22 protein-coding genes and 4 pseudogenes are annotated in these 20,599 nt (G+C 67.7%); 15 read left to right on the top strand and 11 right to left on the bottom strand.

Features of this window, described 5'->3' with window-relative positions; genetic code table 11:
- Positions 1–4 precede the first annotated feature (4 nt).
- Positions 5–1,480, top strand: coding sequence for a purine-cytosine permease family protein (locus LCE31_RS05440; protein WP_225012817.1), 1,476 nt, complete (start codon positions 5–7; stop codon positions 1,478–1,480).
- A 183-nt stretch (positions 1,481–1,663) separates the two neighbouring features.
- The gene (locus LCE31_RS05435; protein ID WP_225012816.1) at positions 1,664–2,083 is read left to right on the top strand and encodes a GNAT family N-acetyltransferase; all 420 of its coding nucleotides are present in this window, start codon (positions 1,664–1,666) and stop codon (positions 2,081–2,083) included.
- Here the strand turns inward: LCE31_RS05435 and LCE31_RS40305 are convergent.
- The gene (locus tag LCE31_RS40305; RefSeq protein WP_263631489.1) at positions 2,038–2,265 is read right to left on the bottom strand and encodes a hypothetical protein; all 228 of its coding nucleotides are present in this window, start codon (positions 2,263–2,265) and stop codon (positions 2,038–2,040) included. The genes LCE31_RS05435 and LCE31_RS40305 overlap by 46 nt on opposite strands.
- A 357-nt stretch (positions 2,266–2,622) precedes the next feature.
- Positions 2,623–3,264 (bottom strand): superoxide dismutase, encoded by a 642-nt coding sequence (locus LCE31_RS05425; RefSeq protein WP_225012814.1) that lies wholly within the window; start codon positions 3,262–3,264, stop codon positions 2,623–2,625.
- A 242-nt stretch (positions 3,265–3,506) separates the two neighbouring features.
- Between LCE31_RS05425 and LCE31_RS05420 the strand changes: the two genes are divergently transcribed.
- Entirely contained in the window at positions 3,507–4,682 is a 1,176-nt protein-coding gene (locus LCE31_RS05420; protein ID WP_308042219.1) for a HoxN/HupN/NixA family nickel/cobalt transporter, read from the top strand.
- Positions 4,683–4,812: 130 nt separating this feature from the next.
- Entirely contained in the window at positions 4,813–5,388 is a 576-nt protein-coding gene (locus tag LCE31_RS05415) for a Fur family transcriptional regulator (protein ID WP_225012813.1), read from the top strand.
- A 59-nt stretch (positions 5,389–5,447) separates the two neighbouring features.
- Here the strand turns inward: LCE31_RS05415 and alaS are convergent, their stop codons facing one another.
- Positions 5,448–8,093 carry an alanine--tRNA ligase gene (alaS, locus tag LCE31_RS05410; RefSeq protein ID WP_225012812.1) on the bottom strand — a complete coding sequence of 882 codons (2,646 nt, stop codon included), beginning with the start codon at positions 8,091–8,093 and terminating at the stop codon, positions 5,448–5,450.
- A 61-nt stretch (positions 8,094–8,154) separates the two neighbouring features.
- The gene (gene tsaD / locus LCE31_RS05405) at positions 8,155–9,201 is read right to left on the bottom strand and encodes a tRNA (adenosine(37)-N6)-threonylcarbamoyltransferase complex transferase subunit TsaD (RefSeq protein WP_225012845.1); all 1,047 of its coding nucleotides are present in this window, start codon (positions 9,199–9,201) and stop codon (positions 8,155–8,157) included.
- A 174-nt stretch (positions 9,202–9,375) separates the two neighbouring features.
- Between tsaD and LCE31_RS41145 the strand changes: the two are divergent.
- Positions 9,376–9,591, top strand: a pseudogene (locus LCE31_RS41145) (hypothetical protein); the annotation flags it as partial.
- A gap of 89 nt (positions 9,592–9,680) precedes the next feature.
- Entirely contained in the window at positions 9,681–10,634 is a 954-nt protein-coding gene (locus LCE31_RS05400) for a hypothetical protein (protein WP_308042218.1), read from the top strand.
- Here the strand turns inward: LCE31_RS05400 and LCE31_RS05395 are convergent.
- Genes LCE31_RS05395 through LCE31_RS05385 form a run of 3 tightly spaced genes read right to left on the bottom strand, consistent with a single transcriptional unit; the run spans position 10,576 to position 12,641 of the window.
- Positions 10,576–11,187 (bottom strand): cupin domain-containing protein, encoded by a 612-nt coding sequence (locus LCE31_RS05395; RefSeq protein ID WP_225012811.1) that lies wholly within the window; start codon positions 11,185–11,187, stop codon positions 10,576–10,578. The genes LCE31_RS05400 and LCE31_RS05395 overlap by 59 nt on opposite strands.
- Before the next feature lie 2 nt (positions 11,188–11,189).
- Positions 11,190–11,813: a cupin domain-containing protein gene (locus tag LCE31_RS05390; protein WP_225012810.1), complete on the bottom strand. Its 624-nt coding sequence runs from the start codon at positions 11,811–11,813 to the stop codon at positions 11,190–11,192.
- Positions 11,814–11,855: 42 nt separating this feature from the next.
- Positions 11,856–12,641 carry a FadR/GntR family transcriptional regulator gene (locus LCE31_RS05385; protein ID WP_225012809.1) on the bottom strand — a complete coding sequence of 262 codons (786 nt, stop codon included), beginning with the start codon at positions 12,639–12,641 and terminating at the stop codon, positions 11,856–11,858.
- A 25-nt stretch (positions 12,642–12,666) separates the two neighbouring features.
- Between LCE31_RS05385 and LCE31_RS05380 the strand changes: the two genes are divergently transcribed.
- The 4 genes from LCE31_RS05380 to LCE31_RS05365 all read left to right on the top strand — a co-directional run bounded on the left by LCE31_RS05380 (position 12,667) and on the right by LCE31_RS05365 (position 15,185).
- Positions 12,667–13,326 (top strand): hypothetical protein, encoded by a 660-nt coding sequence (locus tag LCE31_RS05380; protein WP_225012808.1) that lies wholly within the window; start codon positions 12,667–12,669, stop codon positions 13,324–13,326.
- A gap of 14 nt (positions 13,327–13,340) precedes the next feature.
- Positions 13,341–13,940, top strand: coding sequence for an RHS repeat-associated core domain-containing protein (locus LCE31_RS05375; RefSeq protein WP_225012807.1), 600 nt, complete (start codon positions 13,341–13,343; stop codon positions 13,938–13,940).
- 159 nt (positions 13,941–14,099) lie between these two features.
- On the top strand, positions 14,100–14,789 hold the full coding sequence (locus tag LCE31_RS05370; RefSeq protein ID WP_225012806.1) for a polymorphic toxin-type HINT domain-containing protein: 690 nt from the start codon (positions 14,100–14,102) through the stop codon (positions 14,787–14,789).
- A gap of 6 nt (positions 14,790–14,795) precedes the next feature.
- Complete coding sequence (locus LCE31_RS05365) at positions 14,796–15,185, top strand: hypothetical protein (RefSeq protein WP_225012805.1); 390 nt, start codon at positions 14,796–14,798, stop codon at positions 15,183–15,185.
- A 402-nt stretch (positions 15,186–15,587) separates the two neighbouring features.
- Here LCE31_RS05365 and LCE31_RS05360 read toward each other — a convergent pair whose 3' ends face one another.
- Together LCE31_RS05360 and LCE31_RS05355 are read right to left on the bottom strand one after the other, a co-directional pair.
- Positions 15,588–15,833: a DUF7848 domain-containing protein gene (locus tag LCE31_RS05360; protein ID WP_225012804.1), complete on the bottom strand. Its 246-nt coding sequence runs from the start codon at positions 15,831–15,833 to the stop codon at positions 15,588–15,590.
- Complete coding sequence (locus LCE31_RS05355; RefSeq protein ID WP_225012844.1) at positions 15,821–16,072, bottom strand: hypothetical protein; 252 nt, start codon at positions 16,070–16,072, stop codon at positions 15,821–15,823. Before LCE31_RS05355 ends, LCE31_RS05360 begins: the two co-directional genes overlap by 13 nt.
- A 274-nt stretch (positions 16,073–16,346) precedes the next feature.
- On the opposite strand from LCE31_RS05355, the pseudogene LCE31_RS05350 reads away from it, so the two are divergent.
- From LCE31_RS05350 to LCE31_RS05340, 3 genes and pseudogenes are all read left to right on the top strand, one after another.
- Positions 16,347–17,065 (top strand): annotated as a pseudogene (locus LCE31_RS05350) (XRE family transcriptional regulator).
- Between the two features lie 2 nt (positions 17,066–17,067).
- Positions 17,068–17,538 (top strand): NUDIX domain-containing protein, encoded by a 471-nt coding sequence (locus LCE31_RS05345; RefSeq protein ID WP_225012803.1) that lies wholly within the window; start codon positions 17,068–17,070, stop codon positions 17,536–17,538.
- A gap of 531 nt (positions 17,539–18,069) precedes the next feature.
- Positions 18,070–18,387, top strand: a complete 318-nt coding sequence (locus LCE31_RS05340) for an SUKH-3 domain-containing protein (RefSeq protein ID WP_225012802.1) — start codon at positions 18,070–18,072, stop codon at positions 18,385–18,387.
- 253 nt (positions 18,388–18,640) lie between these two features.
- Here LCE31_RS05340 and LCE31_RS41140 read toward each other — a convergent pair.
- Both LCE31_RS41140 and LCE31_RS05330 read right to left on the bottom strand, forming a co-directional pair.
- Positions 18,641–18,955: pseudogene (locus tag LCE31_RS41140) on the bottom strand (site-specific integrase); the annotation flags it as partial.
- Positions 18,956–18,997: 42 nt separating this feature from the next.
- Positions 18,998–19,219, bottom strand: coding sequence for a hypothetical protein (locus tag LCE31_RS05330; RefSeq protein ID WP_225012800.1), 222 nt, complete (start codon positions 19,217–19,219; stop codon positions 18,998–19,000).
- Between the two features lie 639 nt (positions 19,220–19,858).
- Between LCE31_RS05330 and LCE31_RS05325 the strand changes: the two genes are divergently transcribed.
- Together LCE31_RS05325 and LCE31_RS05320 are read left to right on the top strand one after the other, a co-directional pair.
- Positions 19,859–20,143 carry a helix-turn-helix transcriptional regulator gene (locus tag LCE31_RS05325; RefSeq protein ID WP_308042220.1) on the top strand — a complete coding sequence of 95 codons (285 nt, stop codon included), beginning with the start codon at positions 19,859–19,861 and terminating at the stop codon, positions 20,141–20,143.
- Positions 20,143–20,599: pseudogene (locus tag LCE31_RS05320) on the top strand (site-specific integrase); the annotation flags it as partial. The gene LCE31_RS05325 and the pseudogene LCE31_RS05320, both read left to right, overlap by 1 nt.

The following is a 20,599-nucleotide window of genomic DNA, read 5'->3' as shown; positions in this document are numbered from 1 at the left end:
CCCCATGACAACGGACTCCCAAGGCCCCGTTTACGGCAGCGTGGTCACCAAGGTCGAGCCCTTCGGCGTCGATCACATTCCCCACAACGAGCGGCACGGCAAGCCGAGTTCGCAGTTTTTCGTCTGGTTCGCGGCCGGCCTCAATTTTCCCGTCATCGTCCTGGGGTTCAGCGCGGCCACGTTCGGACTGAGCTTCACCACCGCCGTCTGCGCGATCGTCGCGGGCGCCGGCATCGGCTCCGTGATGATGGCCGTGATGTCGCGGATGGGCGTACGGCTCGGGGTGCCCCAGCAGATCCAGGCGCGGGGACCGCTCGGCTTCTTCGGCAACTTCCTGCCGGTCGCCTACATCAACGTCTTCTCCGGGATCGGCTGGGCCGCGGTCACCGTCATCCTGGGCGGCAAGGCGTTCTCCGAGCTGACCCATCTGCCGTACTGGCTCTGCGGAGCGCTGCTCACCGCCGTCGAACTCACTGTGGCCGTCTACGGCTACAACATGATCAACTTCTTGCAGCGGTGGCTGACCTATGTGCTCACCCCGCTGTTCCTGCTGATCACGGTGGTGGCGGTGGTCCGCGGCGGCAGCCTCTTCGGCGCCAACCCGGGTGCGTCCGGCTACGTCGGCACCACCGGCGGCTCCGTCACCCTGGGCGGCTGGTTCCTCGCTTTCCTGGTGGCCTGGGCGCCGTTCGCCTCCGACTACTCGCGCTATCTGCCCGACACCGCGCAGGTCGTCCGGCACACCACCTGGTACACCGGCCTCGGCAACTTCGTCACCATCTGCTGGCTCGGCATCCTGGGCGTGGTGGTCGGCGGTTCCACGACATCCACGGACACCATCGCCGCCCTGCACCAGCTGGCGGGACCCTTCGCCGTCCCGGCGCTGATCGCCGTCGGGCTCTCCGCGCTCGCGCAGAACTTCCTCAACGTCTACGGCGGCGCGATCTCCGTCCAGACCCTGAGGGTCCCGGTCAGCCGCACCCAGGCGGTGGCCGCGATCTGTCTGGTCGCCTACGTCATCAGCCTGTGGGGCGCCAGCGGCACGGAGGAGAAGTTCAAGGCGTTCCTCAACCTCACCGCCTACTTCATCGCTCCGTTCGCCGCTGTGCTGCTGCTCGACTTCCACCTCGGCGGACGCGCCGACCCCAGCAGGATCGCCGAACTCTACGACCGCTCCAGGGTCGTCGGCTGGGGCCTGGTGGCCTGGGCGGGCGGCGTCGCGGCGTCGGTCCCGTTCTGGCGCTCCAGCCTGTGGACGGGCCCTTTCGCCGAGGCGCACCCCGGCGCCGGGGACCTCAGCATGTTCGTCGCGGCGGGCGCCGCCGCCGCGCTCTACGCGCTGACGTACCGTCTGAAGCCGCTGTGGCGGCGGACGGTGGACGGCGGCGCGGACGACCGTACTCCGGCGGGGCCGGGAACAGACACTTCCGGCGGGCCCGGCCGGGTGGCAGACGGGGCGGACCTCGCCCCGCGCGGCTGAGACATCCGCGGTCCGGACGGCGAACGGCGTCCCGCCTGGGACGCCGTCCGCCGTCCGGATCGTCGCGCAGTGCCGGTTTGCCGCCGCAGGTGGTATCCACAATTGCGACCGGTCGCGGCAGTCACGGCGTCCTGGGCCGGCGCACGTGAGCTTTCCGGCCGGCACGTTGCGTAAAACCTCTCCGTGAGCGGGACGCCTCCCAACGCGAAAGATGAAGAGGTCGCGGGTTTCGCGGCAGCCTGGACGACCTCGATCCCTTTGCCGCACGAACGCTGCTATCCGCAAGTCACCGCGGCGTTGGGCCCGGAACGGTGCGCCGAGTGGCTGGGCGACGCCCGGGAGGTGGACGAGCTGGCCGGCCTGCCCTCCGCCAGGGCTGAGGGCCTGGGCTCCGCGCCCCTTGCGGCGGTCACTGAAAGCGCTCCCGAGCATCGCTGCTGGCTACTGACATCCGCGAGGGCCGAACATGCTCTGCGCTTCTACAGGCGCGTCGGCTGGCATCGGGTCACTCACCCGGCGCCCGGCAGCCGGGACCCGGTGGTCTTCCTCTCACCCCTTCACCCCGGCGCCACGGATACCGGCCCCATGGCCTCGAACCTCTGAATGTTCTGGGAGCTGCTGAAGCGCAGCGACCAGATCCGCGCCCGATGGTCGCGTGAGATGTGCGCCGGACTGCGCGTGGAGCACACCTCCCGGATCGGAGTGATCGCGGTGGCCTCGGAGCATTCCACGGGAGCGGGGATCAGGACGTGGAGGCCGCAGTCGGCACCGAGTACTTTCGCCATCTGGCGGCAGAGCGGGAGCTGTTGACCCGCCTGTGCGAGGATCTCCGGTCCGGTAGGGCCCGGCTTGAGCGACGTGTCAACGTGCTCGCACGCCGACCAGACGCAGGGGCGCGAGTGATGCAGCCTGGTCGAGTATGGCCGGGCACGCAGTGCGGCATCGGGTGCCGGCCGCGCAGCCCGAAACAGCGCGCGGGGAGCCGGCCATGTCCCGTTCCTCCACGGTCCCTTCGGGACTCTGACACGCCGGGACCTCAGAAGGGCGTCCGCGAGGATCGGCCCCGCGAACGCCCTTCGGTGTTCCGTCCGCGCGTGAAAGGTGAGAAGACGATCACGGAACGGACGTCTGTACGCCCTGGGTCAGGGGGCGAGAAGCAGGGTATTGGCGCGGGCCTTGGCGGCGGTGTAGCGCTTGGCCACGTCCTGCCAGTTGACGACGTTCCACATCGCCTCGATGAAGTCCACCTTCTGGTTCTTGTACTGGAGGTAGAAGGCGTGTTCCCAGGCGTCGAAGACCAGGATCGGCACGGAGCCCTGGCCGACGTTGCCCTGGTGGTCGTAGATCTGCTCCACGATCAGCCGGCCGGAGACCGGCTCGAAGGCGAGGACGCCCCAGCCCGAGCCCTGCGTGGTCGCCGCGGCCTTGGTCAGCTGCGCCTTGAAGCCCGTGAACGAGCCGAAGGACTCGGCGATGGCGTCGGCCAGCTCGCCCACTCCGTCGGCAGCGAGGGGCTCGCCGCCGCCGTCGCCGGTCATGTTGTGCCAGTAGATCGAGTGGAGGATGTGGCCGGAGAGGTGGAACGCGAGGTTCTTCTCCAGCCCGTTGATCGACCCCCACGACGACTTGTCGCGGGCCTCTTCGAGCTGCTCCAGGGTGTCGTTGGCGCCCTTGACGTACGCGGCGTGGTGCTTGTCGTGGTGCAGCTCCACGATCTGCGGATCGATCACCGGCTCAAGCGCCGTGTAGTCGTACGGAAGTTCCGGAAGTGTGTACGTGGCCATGGCTGAACGTGCCCTCCGTCGTCCTAATTGCACATACTATGCAACTGCACGCTAGCAGCAAGAATGTGCGCCACGCGCGCGACCCGGCCTCCGGGCCGCGTGGCACGACGACCGAGCCGGGGAGGGTGTCACTCGTGCGGGTGCCGTTTTAGCGGCCCGCTCTCTCTTGCGAATTTCTTGCAACAAAGGGAATAAAGGTCTAACCTTCAACCGTTTGTTCATCTACCTCGGGGAGACGCTCCGTGAGTGCCGATATATTCACAGACCCACCGCTGCATGAACGCCTCGGCGTGTTCCGGCGGTCGCTGACACGGCAGGACCGCCGATCACTCATGGGGATGCTGGGCTTCATCGTGCTGTTGCACGTTCTCGGGTTCGGCGTGCTCTTCGGTCTCGTGGTCCCGAAGCATTACCACCTCGGCGGTGACCACCCGGTCTTCAACATCGGCGTCGGCGTCCTGGCCTACACCTTCGGCCTGCGCCACGCCTTCGACGCCGACCACATCGCCGCCGTCGACAACACCACCCGCAAGCTCATGAGCGACAACGCCGAACGCGAAGCCCGCGGTGAGGCGCTGGAACGCCGTCCCCTCTCCGTCGGGTTCTGGTTCTCCCTCGGCCACTCCACGATCGTCTTCGCGCTCGCATTTCTGCTCTCCGTCGGCGTCAAGGCCCTCGTCGGGCAGGTGGAGAACGACGATTCCGGCCTGCACTCCGCGACCGGGATCATCGGCGCCTCGGTATCCGGCGTGTTCCTGTGGGTCCTCGGCATCCTCAACCTCGCCGTCCTCGTCGGCATCATCAAGATCTTCCGCAAGATGCGCCAGGGCCACTTCAACGAGCAGGAACTCGAAGACCAGCTCAACAAGCGGGGCTTCATGAACCGGTTCCTCAACGGTCTCACGAAGTCCGTCCGCAAGGCGTGGAACATCTACCCCATCGGAGTTCTGTTCGGCCTCGGCTTCGACACGGCCACCGAGGTCGGACTCCTGGTCCTGGCCGGCGGTGCCGCCGCGTTCAGCCTGCCGTTCTACTCCATCCTCGTGCTGCCGATCCTGTTCGCGGCGGGCATGTGCCTGATGGACACCGTCGACGGGGTCTTCATGAACGCCGCCTACGGCTGGGCCTTCGCCAAGCCCGTGCGCAAGGTCTTCTACAACATCACCATCACGTCCATCTCGGTCGCGGTCGCCCTGATCATCGGCACGATCGAGCTGATCGGCGTCCTCACCGACCAGGCCAACATCACCTCCGGCCCACTCTCCGCCATCGCCGACATCAATCTCGATTACGCGGGCTACGGCATCGTCGGCCTCTTCTTCGTCTCCTGGCTTATCGCCCTGCTCGTATGGCGCTTCGGCCGCATCGAGGAGAAGTGGTCCGCGAGCCTCCCCCTCCGTTCTACCGACAGCCAGTAGGGGCACCGTGCGAGCTCGGCCTCCGGCTCCCGCACCGCGGAACCGTGCGGGGGCCGCCTCCTCGCCCGTCGCCGTGTCGGACCTCCTCACCCCTGTCCAACGCGAGACTCCCAGGCGAGAACGGAACCGCATGAGCGACCGCAGTCCTTCCGTTCCACTCAGCGAGGTCATGGGCCGGTTCGGCACGCTCGGCGGCCATGTCCGCGACCACCTCCATCGCCGTAACCTGCGGGCCACACCCGCCCGCATCGTCGTCATGGGCGTCCTCGCCGGGGCGCCGGGCGCCGACCGGCGCGACCGGGCACCCGCTCCCTCGGCCACCTTCGCCGTCCCCGGACACCTCACCGTGCTCGGCCTGCAACGCGCGATCGCGGACCTGGCCATCCCCTTCGACAGCACGACCATCTACCGGGCCGTCACCACACTCCAGGACGTCGGACTCGTCCACCACGTCGCCATCCGCGACCGCGCCGCCCGCTACGGACTGAGCGACCCGGCACACCACCACGCCATCTGCACGGACTGCGGCACACTGCGCTCCATCCCGGCGGAGCGGCTGGCGGGCCTCCTGGAGACAGTCGTCGATCTCGCGGACCTGGAGCCTCCGGCCTGCGGCGCGCTCACCCTGCACGGCCGCTGTAGAGCCTGCCGCACCGCGGAGCGGACAACGTGCGCCGACGTTCCCGGGTCGGGCGAGGGGAAATAACGACCCGCGCACGTCCACACGGCACGGGCGCCGCTGCCGCTGCGCGCCCCGGCCTCCGCTCAGTGGCCCGCGACGAGTCCGGGCAGCTCCGCCAGTGTGGCGGCGACCCGGTCGGCGGGCAGCCCGCCGCCCTGCGCCACCTCTGCCGAACCGCCGCCTCTGCCGCCGAGGAGGCGTTTGGCCAGTGCGGCGGCGTTCAGCCCCGTGGCACCGGCCGCCTCGTTCAGCGCTACGACGACGACTCCAGCACGAGTCGCCACGCCGACGACGCCTGGCACGCCGACCGGCAGCCTGTCGCGGATCGCCGTGGCCAGAACGCGCGCCTCGTCCGCGTCGCTCTGGACGGTCGTTGTGACCACCTGGACGCCGTCGGCGTCGACCGCGCCCGCGACGAGTTCGGCGGCGCGCACGTCCGTCGCCTGCTGCCTCAGACGCGCGTTCTCCCGGTCCACCGCCCTGATCCGGCCGAGGAGGCCCGCGATCCGCTCGCGCAACTCGGCGCGCGGAGCCCCGAGTTCCTCGGCGACGGCGGTGACCAGGTCGCGCTCGCGGGCCAGATAGGAGAACCCCTCGATACCGACCGCGGCCTCCAGACGCCGCATGCCGGCTCCGACGGAGGACTCGGAGGTCAGGGCGACCATGCCGATCTGCGAGGCGTGGGCGACATGGGTGCCGCCGCACAGCTCGCGCGACCAGGCACCGCCGATCTCCACGACGCGGACCTGCTCGCCGTACGTCTCGTCGAACAGGGCAAGCGCCCCCAGCGCTTTGGCCTCGGTCAGCGGCATCCAGCGCACGCCGACGGGGAGGTCGCGCCGCAGGGCCCGGTTGGCGGCCTCCTCGACCTCGCCGCGCACCGTCGGGGAAAGCGGCCCGCGCCAGGGGAAGTCGAGACGCAGGTGGCCCGGGCGATTGTAGGAGCCCGACTGGAGCGCTGTCGGGCCGAGGATCTCGCGCAGGGCGGCGTGCAGGACGTGGGTGCCGGAGTGCGCCTGTCGGGCTCCGAGGCGCCACTCGGGGTCGACGGCCGCGTGCACCGCATCGCCCTGGGCGAGTTCACCGGCCGTCACCCGCACCTGGTGGGTGACGAGACCCGGCAGGGGCCGCTGGACGTCCAGCACTTCCGCGGTCACCGAGGTACCGGTGATCCGGCCGGCGTCGCTCTCCTGACCGCCGGATTCGGCGTAGAACGGGGAGCGGTCGAGGACCACGGTGACGATCTCCCCCTCCCCGGCCGCCGGCACCGGCCCCGACGCGCCGAGGACGGCCAGCACCGTGGACTCGGTGTCCAGAGTGTCCCAGGCCCGCCAGTCCGTCGGTCCGTGCGCGTCGAGGACGCTCCGCAGGGCGGAGGTGTCGGTGGTGCCACCGGACTTGCGGGCCCTCGTGTCCGCTCTCGCGCGCTCGCGCTGCGCGTTCATCAGAGCGGTGAAGCCCTCGCGGTCGACGTGGACGCCCTGCTCTGCCGCCATCTCCAGTGTGAGGTCGATGGGGAAGCCGTACGTGTCGTGCAGGAGGAAAGCCTGTGCGCCGGGCAGTGTGTTCCCGCCCTTCTCCCTGATCCCGCGTACAGCCGTGTCCAGGACGGTGGTGCCCTGCTTCAGAGTGGCGCGGAAGGCGTCCTCCTCCCCGTACGCCTGGTCCGAGATCCGCGGGAAGTCCCTCGCGACCTCCGGGTAGCTGGGCGCCATGCAGTCGCGGGCGACGGGCAGGAGCTCGGGCAGTGCCGGGTCCCGGTGGCCGAGCCTGCGCATGGCGCGGACCGCTCTGCGGAGGATGCGGCGCAGCACGTAGCCGCGGCCCTCGCCCGCGGGTGCCGTGCCGTCCGCGAGGAGCATCAGAGCCGTACGAACATGGTCGGCGACCACGCGCAGCCGGACGTCCGACTGAGCGTCCGCGCCGTAGCGGACTCCCGCGAGTTCGGCTGCCCGGTCCAGGACGGGCCGGGTCTCGTCGGTCTCGTAGAGGTTGTCCCTGCCTTGGAGCAGCGTGGCCATCCGCTCCAGGCCCATCCCGGTGTCGATGCTGCGACGGGGCAGATCCCCGAGAATCGGATAGCCGGACTTGCCTGTTCCCTCGCCGCGCTCGTACTGCATGAAGACCAGGTTCCAGAACTCCATGTAGCGGTCTTCGTCGGCCTCGGGGCCGCCTTCGCGGCCGAGCGCGGACCCGCGGTCGTAGAAGAGCTCGGAGGAGGGACCGCAGGGGCCCGGCACTCCCATGGACCAGAAGTTGTCCTCGTCGCCGCGCGCCACGATCCGGTGGTCGGGCAGCCCGGCGATCTCGCGCCAGAGCCGGCGGGCCTCGGCGTCGGAGTGGTGGACGGTGACCCAGATCCGGTCCGGGTCGAGCCCGTAGCCGCCGTCGTCGAGTGAGCCGGTCGACAGCTCCCAGGCGAAGGAGACCGCCTCCTCCTTGAAGTAGTCGCCAAAGGAGAAGTTGCCGTTCATCTGGAAGAACGAGCCGTGGCGTGTCGTCTTGCCGACCTCGTCGATGTCCAGGGTCCTGATGCACTTCTGCACGCTGGTGGCGCGTGGCCACGGCGCGGCCTGCTCCCCCGTCAGGTACGGCTTGAACGGCACCATGCCCGCGTTGACGAACAGCAGCGTCGGATCGGGGGTGGGCAGCGGCGCGCTGGGGACCGGCACGTGCCCTCTGGCCGCGAAGTAGTCGAGAAATCGGGTGCGGATCTCGCTGGTGCGCAAAGCGGATGCTCCGGTCGGTGGGACGGGTCGGGCGATGGTGGCTGGTCGCGCGGGCGCGCAGTCAGCTCACTGCCGCGACGGGGTGCAGGGCGGCGTACTCAAGCGGCGCCGAGGGGTCGACGGAGACGTCGAGCGGCGCGGGTTCGGCGTCCGCGCGGACCAGGAGGTCGCCCACGGCGGCGATCATCGCGCCGTTGTCGGTGCACAGCGTCAGCGGCGGTACGCGAAGCCGGACACCTGCCGCGGCACACCGTTCCTCCGCCAGGGCCCGCACATGGGAGTTGGCCGCCACACCGCCGACCACGACGAGCGTCGCGACCTCGTGGGCCCGGCAGGCAGCCAGCGCCTTGCGGGTGAGCACATCGGCGACGGCCTCCTGCAACGAGGCGGCACCGTCGGCCAGCGGGATCTCCTCGCCTCGCGCCCGGTGGGCCTCGGCCCACCGGGCCGCGGCGGTCTTGAGCCCGGAGAAGGAGAAGGCGTACGGGTCGTCGCGCGGGCCGGTCAGGGGACGCGGAAACGCCACGGCCCGCGGTTCCCCGTCGCGCGCGGCCCTGTCGACGGCAGGCCCTCCCGGGTACGGGAGCCCGAAGACCCGGGCCACCTTGTCGAAGCACTCCCCCGCAGCGTCGTCGAGCGTGTCCCCCAGGTGCAGGATCGGATCACGCACGAGGTCGCGTACGAGCAGCAGTGAGGTGTGACCGCCCGAGACGATCAGCACCACGCAAGGGTCGGGGAGCGGTCCGTGCTCCAGCGCGTCGGCGGCGACGTGGCCCGCCAGGTGGTGCACCCCGTACAGCGGCACGTCCGCCGCGTACGCCAACGCCTTCGCTCCAGCCAGCCCCACCTGCAACGCCCCCGACAGGCCGGGGCCCGTGGTCACAGCGACGGCGTCGAGGTCGGACAGTCGCAGACCCGCCTGTGCGAGCGCTTCGCCGACGACGGGATTGAAAGCCTGCAGATGCGCGCGGGCAGCGATCTCCGGTACGACCCCGCCGAAGCGCGCGTGCTCGTCCATGCTCGACGCCACCGCATGCGCCAGCAGCCGCCCGCCCGAGACGATCCCGACGCCAGTCTCGTCACAGGACGACTCGACCCCCAGGACCATCGGCGAGCGCACCACGACTCCTTTCGCACATCCTGTGCAGTTGCAAGTACTACGCAATAAAGATACCTCAGCCCCGCCGACAGAACCGCTTCGGTCGTCGCGGGGGGCATATACCTGGACGCCAGGTCCGGACGGATCGACTCTGTACCCATACGGCGTCACCGTCTTACCTCGATGAAGCTCCAGGACGTGACCGATCCCGTCGTCCACGGGACGACCCGGGACGGCAAGGACATCACCCTGCTGGATGTGACGGACCATTACCTGCCCGGGATGCCGAGTAGCGAGGAGACGTACAGGCCGGGGCTCGCGCTGGTCAACGCCCGCGTCACCACCGCACTTTTCGCCGAGGCCCGGGGGGAGATCGGCCACCTGGCCGACTGGGTGAACGCGCCTTCCGCCGTGCGCCCCGCCGGCCGCGACTGGTCCTTCTCGATGGAAACCACGAAGATCACCGACGCACACATCCCGACGGGTCGGTGGCCATCACGACCGGGCTGTACGGCAGCGGCAGCGACACCTGGGTCGACTTCACCCAGCGCACTCACTTCGACGTCTCGACGCACACACCCCTGCCCTGGCGCGGCATGCTGGAGCAGCGGGTCAAGCCCTTGCACGATCTGATGGCCCTCTGCCTCGGCAGACCGCTCGCCATGAGCACCCTCCTGCTCCGGCCGGCCGATCACGCGCAGGGGAACCTGTGCAGGGCCTACTTCGACGCGATCAGGCCGCCCACCACAGCCGGTTCCATCCTCGGCTACGGCTCCCCCACGCTGCTGACCGCACACGACCGACTGATTGACACCGGCGCTCTCGTCACACGCTGGTACGACCGGTACCAGGAATTCCGTCCTGTCCTCGCACCGCTCCTCGCACCGCTGTACGCACCCTTCATCCACTCCGAGCACCGGTTCGCCTCGTCGTTCCAGGCGCTGGAAGCCCTGGCAGCGAACAAGAATCTCTACGACACCAGAGACCTCGCCAGAGAACGCCATGCCGAGCGCGTGCGCCAGGCTCTCAATGCCCTCGACAGAGAAGGCCGTCGCCTCGGCACGTGCCAGTGTGTCCCACGGCGGGGCGAGGCCGATGGACGCCACCAGGCGGTACTGGCTCGGCGAGATCCTGTCCTGGATCACGCGCTGCCGCGTCCTCGACGCGGTGGGCGTCTCCGGGATCTACGAGAAAGCGGTGCAGAAGCACGCCTTCCTCCACGCTGCGGGGGAGGTCGGGCGGCCAACGGACTGATCTGCCCGCCGCGCCGCCCCGTCGGCGGCACGCCAGCCACCGAACGGATTCACAGCCGTGATCCCCCGGCCGGGTGGTGCGCCGCAGGCACCACCCTCGGATCGCCCGGTGATCCGGACGTGAAGCCCATTACCCCACGGGGTTCGGAGCCGACAGGTAGCGCCGGATCGCCTCCGCGTCGAGTGTGACGTCCGGTTCGTACTCGGGAGCGTCGTCCAGTTGCTCCAGATCGTTGAGTCCGGAGTGGCGGTAGATGCGGTTGATCGCCGAGATCAGCCGGACTGGGCGCCCCGGCTCGGCGTTGAAGTGCTGGTGGATCGTGTTGGGCGGCACGTAGATCACGTCACCGGCCTCCCACTCGAACCGCTGGATCTCGGGGCGCGGCTTCCAGTGGTACGTGTCGGTGATCTCGACATCGCAGTCCTGGTGCTGGTCGTAGCCGCGGCCCTCCAGCACGTACAGGCACTCCTCGGCCAGGTGGCGGTGCCGGCCGGAGCGGCTGCCCGCGGGGATGATCTGCATGTAGGCGTCGACCGTCTCCATGCGGGTGTTCATGTCCTCGTTGATCAGGTGCTTGAGGATGCCCTGGCGGGACATCTCCCAGGGCATCTCGTGCGGCCGGACGATCTTCTTGCGTCCGGCGTTGCGCACCGGGGCCTCGGTGGCCTCCTGGAGCAGCCGCCCGTAGAGCGGCTGATTGTCGTCGCCCGATATCCAGGCGCTCGTTTCGCCCCACGCCACGGTCAGTAGCCGCCTTCCGGGTGGTTGAAGTCCTCTTCGGCCTCGCGGGCCTCGAATCCGACGCCTCCAGGGGCCGGTTCGGTCTGCCGCGGCTCCACCTGTTTCTGGAAGAGCATGTTCATGAACAGGTACATCGGCTTGGTCTTGATCACGAGGGCGCGCGCGGGCTTCTCCGGGTCGGCGTTGAAGTGCTGGTGTACGCAGTTGTTGTGCACGATCGCCACGTCGCCGGCTTCCCAGTCGTAGCGGATGCCGTCGTGGATCTCGTAGCCGCGGCCGTCCAGTATGTAGAACGCCGCCTCATTGACGTGTCCGTGCTTCTGCGACTTGCCCCCGGGCCCGTACTCCTCCAGGTGCAGGTGGAAGGTCTGCGTGATGCCGTCCTTGGGTTCCACGTAGTGCCGGCTGTACGCCTGCGGACCGTCGACGAACTTGATCTCGTTGGCCTTGCGGACCCGCGGTACGGCGCGCAGCCGCTCCAACTCCGCGGACAGGCCGTAGTCGCCCTCGATGCTGCGGACGAAGATCCTGTTCTTCTGACTGTGGTACAGGCCCGCCAGGGCCGCGTCGGCGGGTGTCGCGGGCTCCTCGTCCGCGCCGTCCCCGATGTCACCGGATTCGCGCATCACATCTCCCGATTTCAGACCATGAACTATTTGGTCATACCATCAGGCCATATTCTGGACGGTCTCCGAACGGGTGTCAATGCCGAAGGCAGGAGTTTCCGTGGTGTCGTAGCGGCGTGTGCAGTTGATGATCAGTCGGATCGCTTCGGACACATCCGCCCTCTCGATGGCCGCGACCACGGCCTGGTGACCGGCCGGAGAGCAGTAGTCCGCGCGAGGCGCCGGAGACGCGCCTCCCGCAGCCTCCGCCCGCTGCATCCACAGTGCGCGCACCAGTGTCTCCAGCACCTGGTTGTGCGTCATTGCGGGCAGGCTCGCATGGAAGAGCAGGCCGTCGCCAGCGCCCGCCCGCCCCTCTGCCGCCGCCCGTTCGTGGCGGGCGCACATCTCCGAGAGCGCCGCCACCTCGTCCTCCGTCGCGTGGGCGCAGACCACGGGCATGATCGCGGCCTCCAGAGCTCCACACACCTCCGCGAGGTCAGACGTCGTCAGCGAGGACACCGCCAAGAGTTGGTGGATCTTCTTCACCGCTGTGTCCACGTCGATTCGCCTGACAAAGGCTCCGCCGTGCCCTCCCGCGCGGATCTCGATGAGCCCACGGGCTTCCAGAATGCGCAGCGCCTCCCGCGCGGTTGGCCTGCTGACGCCGTACTGCGCCACCAACCGGCGCTCACTGGCGAGCCGTTCACCCGGCCCGCACTTGCCCTCCTGGATCAGCGCGCGCAGTTGGTCCGCGATGAGCTGCGGAACGCGGCGTCCTCGCGCTCCCCGCCCACCCGCAAGGGCATCGGAAGCCACGGACTGCGGGGTCTCCAGATCCAGCGACATCGGGCCGGTCCTCTCCACTGGCACGGTGGAGGCGGGTCGCTTCACCCCCGACTGGACCGCCACGGACGCCTGCGCGGCGACACCCGGAGCCGGAAGCAGCGCAACGGTCGGCGGTCCACAGCCGTACTGGCAGTCCTGGACGTACGACGATGCCGGGGACCGGTCCACGCAGACCGACCACGACGTCACCGGCGACACGTCCGAGGACACGACGGCCACCTACGTCTACCCGGCGCAGGGCTCGGCGTCCGACCAGCCGCACACCCTGACCGGCACCTCCGCCACCGGCCCCGAAAAGACTGCCCAGACGGCGAGTTACACCTACGACGCGGCCGGCGACGAGACGGCCCGCACCACTGAGTCCGGCACGCAGACGATGTCGTGGGACGACCAGGGCAACCTCGCGTCCCTCTCGGACACGGCGACGGGCGGCACCAGCACGTACCTCTACGACACGGACGGCAGCCTGGTCCTGCGCACGGACCCCGGCGAGGCGACGCTGTTCCTCGACGGCGAACAGATCACCGAGAACACCTCAACAGGCGCCATCAGCGGCAACCGCTACTACGACCTCGCGGTACGGGCACGGTCGTCGCGGAACGCTCTGGCAACGACATCCAGTACCTCATCCCCGATCGCCACGGCACGGACACCCTCGCGATCGACTACCAGACATACGCCGTAACCCGTCGCGCGTACTTGCCCTTCGGGCAGGACCGCGCCACTTCACCCACGAGTTGGCCGGGCGGCGACGACGGCTACGTGGGCGGCGCACCTGACTCCGCGACGGGCCTGGAGAACCTGGGCGCCCGCGAGTACGACCCGACGGACGGCCGTTTCATCTCGGCGGACCCGGTCCTGGAGACCACCGACCCCACGCAACTGGGCGGCTACGACTACTCGGGCAACGACCCTGTGACGGAGTCGGACCCTTCGGGGGCGATGATCTACGACCCGGTGACCGGGCTCGGATACGGCAATGCCACGGTGCAGCACAACATCTACAAAGAGCAGGGCTGCATCGACAGCCACGGCAGGTCGACCGCCAAGTACAACGCCCTGCTCTACCACTACGACGCATACACCGTGCCGACATGGCAGTACTTCTCCAAGCCGAAGCCGAAACCCGCACCGAAGAAGTCCGGGTTCAGTGTCAGCCAGTATGTGAAAAAGGTCGGGAGTCTGGCCTACCACTATTCCGGTGCGTCGGATGTCGTCGGCTGCGTCTCGGACCCGAGCCTGGGGGGCTGTGTCTCCGCGGGCCTCGTAGTGGGCGGTTTCCTTGCCACCGGCGGCTAGGACGAATGGGCGATAGCCGCCTATAAAGCCGGGGAGGATCTGGGCGAAGAGGAGGGGACGAATGTCGCCGAAGAGCTCGCCAAGAGCTGTGCGGTAGGAAAGCACAGCTTCACAGGGGACGCCCCGGTCCTGCTCGCCGGCGGACGAAGCAAGCCGATCGTGAGCGTCAGACAGGGCGACAAGGTCGAGGCGACCGATCCGCAGACCGGTGTCACGGCCACGCACACGGTGCAGCGCGTCATCAAGACGACGACGGACCGCGACTTCACGGACCTGACCGTCACCGCGACAAAGGCCGCCGGCAAAGGCCACGCCGCGACGAAGTCCAGCGCCGTCCTCACGACGACCTGGCACCACCCGTTCTGGGACGCCGGCACCCACCAGTGGGTCGACGCCTCCCGCCTCACCCCAGGCACGAAGCTCCGCGAGTCGAACGGCGCTACGGCTCTCGTTGCCAAGGTGCGGAACTACCACAAGAAGGCCGTCACCTACGACCTCACGATCGCCGACCTGCACACGTACTATGTGCTGGCGGGTAGTACGCCAGTGCTGGTGCACAACACTGCATGCGGAATCACGACGCGAACCGAGAAGGCTGGCGATCTCGGTAAATATACCGAGGGGGAGAAGACCCGGGATCCGGCATCGCAGTGGTATCACGAAGAACTGAGTAATGAAGAACTCCTGGACGGAATCAACAACCCTGGCGAGGGAGGCGGACTCCTCGTCTCGCACGACGGCACGATCCTTGGAGGGCATCACCGCTGGGATGAACTTCAAACAAGAGTCAGGGACGGGCGCATTGACCCCGATACACCAATACGCGTTGATGTCTACGACCCGGAGTAATGCTTGATGCCTCTGATCCATTCGACCGACCCCGACTTTCGTATTTGCCAGATCAGCTTCGAAACGCTTCTCGCGATCCAGTTGGAGGCGGAGAGTCGAGGCTGGGCGACTAGATGGTCCTCGGTAGACGCGCTCCGCAGCCAGGTCAAGGATGGTCCCGTCGTCCTCCAATCGCTGATGCGAGAGGAGCGAGGTGGGGCTGTGTCGGCATTCCGGTGTCTCGTGTTGTTCTCGGTCGTAGACGGCAAGGGAGCTGGCGGAATCGCCACGATCGATATTGATCCGGCAAGGTTCGAGTCGTTGGAGCGGCTTGATCGAGACCCGGCCGTTCGGGAGGTACCTGCGCGGATGTTTTCCCTTGCGAGCGGCGGCATTTCGATGATCTCAAAGAAATAGTGCCGAATCGAAGAAGCGCCGACAACAACGGACCTGACCATCGACCGGACAGCTTGACCAGCGGGTGAGCTGTTCTTGAGAGGCCGCCCGGCGGGCCTCGCGCCGTGCCGGACGCCCATGCATGCTGCCTGGCTGGGGGTCGTGACGATGGAGATAACTGGGCTGTTGCCGGTGCGGGGGTGAGCGAAACACACGTGGCGGGTGAACGTTCGACGCACTCGCCGCCGTCGTGGCTGACTTTCTGTGGCTGAGGCCCCGACCCCGTAGTCATAAGCACAGCACGCTCATATGGGCCCGTCTTTGCCAGGGCTCACAAGGGCGGGGAGCCTCGATTGGCCGCGCCCGGCAGGGACGGGAGTCGAGTGGGTCAGCGCGGTGCGGCGGCTGGCCGAGGGGGACAGGTCACGTCTGCCGCCAGGCCCGCCAGGGGCGAGTGATGATCTCTCGGTAGGCGTAATGGGACGGGTTCTGGCCGCAGTGCCGCAGCACCCAGTCCTGCGGTTCGGCGAAGTCCTCGCTTGTCGGGGACATCTCTCCGTCCACGGCGCACTGCATCGCGTACAAGACCGGCTCCGCGTCCGGCTCGCGGTCGGGCTGGAGTGTCCAGGTCTCGTAGCGCAGGACCGACCGCGGGGTCACCGTCCCCACCTCCGGTTGGCCACGGCCACCTTCGCGCTCAACTCCTCTGTCGGAGTCGGCGAACGTACGTCTTCGGGTGGCACGTCCCACCCTCGACCACCGCGCGGCGGCCGAAGCTGCACGTACGTCCCCACATGCCCCATCACCACGCCCACCTTGCCGTTCCGCCGGTCGACCACCAGGGCGCCAGCATCGGGCGAGACGGGCTGCCCGTCGGCATCAGGGGTGGGGGCCGTCATCGTGACCACCCCAGCGAGGCGGCGCGGGACCGGGCGTCCAGTCTCAGGGCGGGAGCACGTGGGGATGGCGCTCATTCGCACGGTGACGCTCCTCGGCGGCGTTGATGCGTACCCCTGGGCTTGTTGGTGCCGCAGGGTCGGCACCAATCCTCACGCCGGTCACCGGGACGAAGGAACCTCCACCAAACCCCACTTCGGGTCGTCCTGCACCGTGTAGAACGCCCCTAGTGCCGTCCTGAGACGAAGGGGGACACTCGTGCCGAACGAGAGACTACGAGCCGTCATGGCGGCGGGAGGCTAGACGTACGCCGCACTCGCTCAGCAGGTCGAGGTCGACCTCAAGTCGGTCGAGCGCTGGGTGAACCTCGGGCGCATCCCACGTCGTACCACCGCCCTCCAGGCGGCCAAGGCCCTGGGAGAAGAGGTGCACGCACTCTGGCCGGCCTCCGCCAGGCCCGCCCCGCCCGCGCCATCAGCCACGAACTGGTGGCGCTCTACGAGCAGCGGGCCGACCTCCCCGTCGCAACGTTCACCGACCTGATGGCCCAGACCCGGGAACGGATCGACATCCTCGTCCACTCGGCAGTCTTCCTCCACGAGGCGTACCCGCGGCTGAACGAACTCCTCACCGAACGCGCCGCCGAAGGCTGCACCGTCCGCATCGCGATCGGGGACCCCGGCAGCGACAACGTCCAAGCCCTCGGCAAGGAGGAGCGGTTCGGCCATGGCATCGAATCCCGCTGCCGCCTCGCCCTCATGCACTAAAAGCCGCTCGCCGCCACCCCAGGCATCGAAGTACGCGCCCACGGCACCACGCTCTACAACTCCCTCTACCGCGCCGACGACCAGCAACTCGTCAACGCACGCGTCTGGAGCGTCAACGCCTACGCCTCCCCCGTATGGCATCTTCGCCGACACGGGACAGGCGGCATGTTCGATACCTACGCCGACAGCTTCGACGCCGTGTGGGCGACGGCAACCCCCAAACGAGAGGAAGTCTGACCGTGGCCCGCACCGAGTACTACGACGACCCGAACGCGCCTATGCCGAACAGCATGGTCGCCGCCGCCTCCGCCGTCGTCGCCGACGATCACGGGCGCATCCTCCTCCAGCACCGCCGCGATAACGACCTGTGGGCGCTGCCCGGCGGTGGCATGGACCTCACCGACTCCCTGCCAGGCACAGCCGTCCGCGAGGTCAAAGAGGAGACCGGCCTCGATGTTGAGATCACCGGCCTGGTCGGCACGTACACCGACCCGAAACGCATCATCGCCTACACCGACGGCGAGGTCCGGCGCCAGTTCAACGTCTGCTTCACCGCCCGCATCACCGGCGGCCAACTGACAATCTCCGACGAGTCCACCGAGCTCCGGTTCGTGCCGCCGGACGAGATCGAGCAGCTGCCGATGCACCACACCCAACGACTCAGGCTCCAACACTTCCTGGAACAGCGCGAAAGGCCGTACCTGGGCTGAACCGTCTGACCGCGGTAGCGACGGCAACAACCCCGCACAACCACGGACATCCACGCACTTTACCGGACCAGCAAACTGCACTTGACCTGCGAGAAAGCAGGGCGAAGGCTTCGCGCAGCACACGTACTATGTGCTGGCGGGGGCTACGCCAGTACTCGTTCACAATTGCGATCCACTTGTGGATTATGCCGACTCTGCGCGTAATGAGCCGGGAACAAAGTTCGCCTCCGAGGACGAGTCCCCCTCCGGGGCCAAGTATTACGGCCGTAATAAGCATGGCCAGCAGGCGGACGGGGAACTGGCCGAAGCTCTAAAAGAAGCTGGTCATCATGGGGGCTGTGCGGAGGTGAGCTGCCTAATCCAGGCGCAGGCGGCTGAAGGCAGCGGTGCGATCAGGTCAGGAACGATGCGCACGGTGAGATCAAGAAATAACTCCATGCCCACTTCGAGCACTGCCGGACACGGCGAGCCAGCCACTCCATGTGGTGGCTGTGCGCAGCTACTGGGCAACCTCGGGATCGGTTAAAGAGCATGACCAAGTTTGACTCGATGTCCCCCAGCCTGCTGCAAGCCCTTCGTGATGCCGGCTGGCACTCACGCCGGAGAGTGGACGCCAGCCACTGGCTCGACTCCTTGCGGCAGGAGGGGTACCTGCCAAGTTCAAAAGCCGAGGAGATCCTCATCTCTCTGGGAGGATTGGTTATTGAGCCGATGAACACATCTGGTCCGAATTTCGAAAACGATGAGCCTTTCAACTTCGACCCCATCGCGGCTGGGGCTGGCCAACGTGATCTGACTTCGAAGATCGAGGGGGTTCTTGGTGGCCAGTACTTCCCTATCGGCGAGTAGCTCAGTTATTCGAGCGTTTTCGTGGAAATGGGAGGAAAGGTAGTGGCCGCAGGCCTCGGATGGATATGGGAAATAGGCTCTACTGTCGAGGACGCTTTGGAATTGGTGATCTGTGCAGATCGACCTCTGGTCTGCCTGCACTCCGATCCCGGACTTCAGCCCTGGCCCCGGTGATCTCGCGATAGCGTGCAGAAGCCCCGTCAGGAATGCCCTGACGGGGCTTCTGCACGGCATGACGGCAGTAGTTGACGACAACGTCAGCGGCGCAGGGTGGCTGCTCGCTGCTGTTACCCGTGGCCGTCCTGATGTTCGTCGGGTGGCCGGGTGCGGTGCTGAGAGCGTCGATGGCGTCGCGCTGGAAGCGGAGCCGGACATGGGCTTACACGGTGGCGGCGACGCCGATGTGGGCGTGGCCGAGGAGTTCCGTGATGACGGCGAGGCCGACGCCTTACTCCAGGAGCAATGTCGCGGTCGAGTGAACATCGCTACGTATCAATACACCTAGGTCGTGGATTCGGATGTGGCGGAGTCCGGTATGGTCGAGGAAGCGGTGGAAATTGCGGGTCAGAGTGTTCGCGCCGCGAACGCACACCCACGCGTGCATCGCCACCTACAGCGTGCTGGTCGGGTTCCGCTCCGGGCCGTGTATGAATCCGGGTACCCAGCGGCGCGGTGTGCCGACTAGGAAGAGGGTGACCCGGACGCCGCAACCGACCGGGATCTCCTTACGGGCCTGCACGTCAGGTACGCCGAACCACCGGTCGGCGACGGTCTCACCGGTCGGCCGCTGGATCATGCCGGGCAGCCGCTTCGGCTCGGCCTCCCATGCCACCAGTTCGCGCCCCAGAGCCCCCTACCGATTACGGAACCAAGCCGCGTCATCCGGCGCATCGTACAGTCCCGCCTCACGGCCGACACGCAGCCGCTCCCGGGACGCTCGGGTCTCCGCCATGCAAGCGAGGATGCCGTTTCCCGAGTCATACAGACCGTCCCCAACTGCCCGGCAGCGGTCACGCTCAGCCCAGGAAGCTCAGCCGTACCTGGCGGTCGGGGTTGTCCACGTTCGTGTCCACCAACATCCGTTAAGACAACCTCCAAGCTACCCGATGACGCGCTCGACGCGATGTGTCATCGGGAAGGCGTGAAACGGCGGCCTCCAACGGATCTCTGCGCCCATGCAAGTCATATCCCGGAGATCTCGTCGTGAGCGGCGGGAACATAGTCGCGCATCGCCGGTTGGGCAAACCGGCGCTTCTGCAGACGATTGTTGTCCCACGTCTGCACCGAGCACCACCGCGGATCGTCCCACGGCGAGACCTCGCCACCGCTGCGGAGATGAAATCCCGTGTTCTCCTCTCGCGGGCCGCATCGTCCGTCGCCGGCGGCCCTTCTCCCGTATCCGCCTGGTGATCCTCACCACCCGGAGATCCACCACACTTGTCTCCCGAACCGATAACGGCATCCACAAACCATCAACCGCAAGCAAAAGGAAGGCGCGACGCACTCCGTCGTCGGAGCCGCTGTCTGCCTCCAAAACGACGACCGTTCGTCCCTCCTGTCCAACGCCTGGTATTCGACCAAGGACCTCGCCGCCCTCCTGCACGTAGATGCCTCGACTCTCCGTCGCTGGCGCACCGTTCGGCCACCGCAGGGCCCGCCGTTCGTCTCCGTCTCGGAACGCGTCATCATGTACAGCGCGCTCGACGTCGAGGAATGGCTGCGCAGCCGCCGAACCATCCCGTGCCCAGAAGCCTGATGGCCGATAGAACCGTTGTTCCGGTCGGTGTCCGGCTCTCCACCGACATCGAGTACCGGCCCGATCGCCCCAACCCTTACCGCACGCGTGCCCGCTGGTTCGATCCCACGACGAAGCGTCGCCTGTCCGTGTCTGAGGGAATGGCTGACGAGGGCGAGGCACAGGAGTGGCCCCAGGCCATCCTCGAAGCAGCCCAGGCCGGATTGTCCCTGGCGCTCGCCACCACAAGCCTCGCCGAGTACGGCAACGCGAACATGACTCTCGCCCTGCGCGGGCTGGAGTTGAAGACCCTCGACCTGGGACACGCTCGTCCAACTGGCCGATGCACTCGTCGCCGCCTCCTCCAACCACTACCGGGGCTGGGGCGACGTCGTCCTCTTCGCCGCGAGCACCGCCGCCCGGATCGGAGAAGTCTCAGGCTGCCGCGTCGCAGACATCGACACCAACCAATGGATC

The sequence above is a fragment of the Streptomyces sp. 8L genome (assembly GCF_020176795.1).
In the GTDB taxonomy this organism is placed as follows: Bacteria; Actinomycetota; Actinomycetes; order Streptomycetales; family Streptomycetaceae; genus Streptomyces.
Note: the sequence above shows the minus strand (reverse complement) of the source record. Positions and strands in the feature narration are given on the sequence as shown.